Below are 1043 nucleotides of genomic sequence, written 5' to 3' on the forward strand. Positions count from 1 at the left end.
AACCTGCGCGAAACGGCGCGCATCGCCGACCTGATCGCCAATGGCGACCTGGTCGTCACGCCCAAGCCCCTGTCTGACAAGGATACGCTCGGCCTGTCGCTGGAAAGCATGGTTGAGCGCCTGCGCGGCGTTGTCGCCGACGCGCTTTCGGCAGCGGCCAATGTCTCGTCCGGCAGCCAGGAACTGTCGGCCAGCTCCGAACAGCTGTCGCAGGGCGCGACCGAACAGGCAGCATCTGCTGAAGAAGCATCCGCCTCGATGGAGGAAATGGCTGCCAACATCAAGCAGAACGCCGACAACGCCGCCCAGACCGAAAAGATCGCCCGCCAGTCGGCCAAGGATGCCGAAGCATCCGGCGACGCTGTCAATCGCGCGGTCGGTGCCATGCGCACGATTGCCGAGAAGATCTCGATCGTCCAGGAAATCGCCCGCCAGACCGACTTGCTCGCCCTGAACGCTGCCGTTGAAGCGGCCCGTGCCGGTGAACATGGCAAGGGTTTTGCCGTCGTCGCCTCCGAAGTCCGCAAGCTTGCCGAACGTTCGCAATCGGCAGCAGCCGAAATCGGCGCAATGTCCGGTGAGACAGTGAAGGCAGCGCAGGAAGCCGGTGAAATGCTCGGCCGTCTGGTGCCCGATATCCGCAAGACCGCTGAACTGGTCTCGGAAATCTCGGCAGCCTGCCGTGAGCAGGACGTCGGCGCCTCGCAGATCAATGAAGCGATCCAGCAGCTCGACAAGGTCACCCAGCAGAACGCTTCGGCGTCCGAACAGATGGCCGCGACCTCCGAAGAGCTGGCAGCCCAGTCCGAGGAACTGCAAACCTCGATCGCCTTCTTCCGGGTCGAGCGAAATGCCCGGGAAATTGCGGCCGCCAAGACGACCGCGCGGCCCCAGGCATCGCAGAACCGCACCGCTGCCGCACCTCAGCGCAAGCCGACAACCGACCACTCAATCGCCAGCCAGCAGGCGCGTGCCAAGGGATTTGCCCTCGATCTGTCGATGGGTGGACCTGACGCCCACGACGCCGATTTCCGGGAAAGCGC

General features: G+C 64.2%; 1 protein-coding gene. It reads left to right on the plus strand.

The genetic code is table 11. From position 1 onward, the window contains the following. On the plus strand, positions 1-1043 hold a 1043-nt coding region (locus PDO_RS15575; RefSeq protein ID WP_007603766.1), incomplete at both ends, for a methyl-accepting chemotaxis protein.

The organism is Rhizobium sp. PDO1-076, assembly GCF_000247475.1.
Lineage (GTDB): Bacteria > Pseudomonadota > Alphaproteobacteria > Rhizobiales > Rhizobiaceae > Allorhizobium.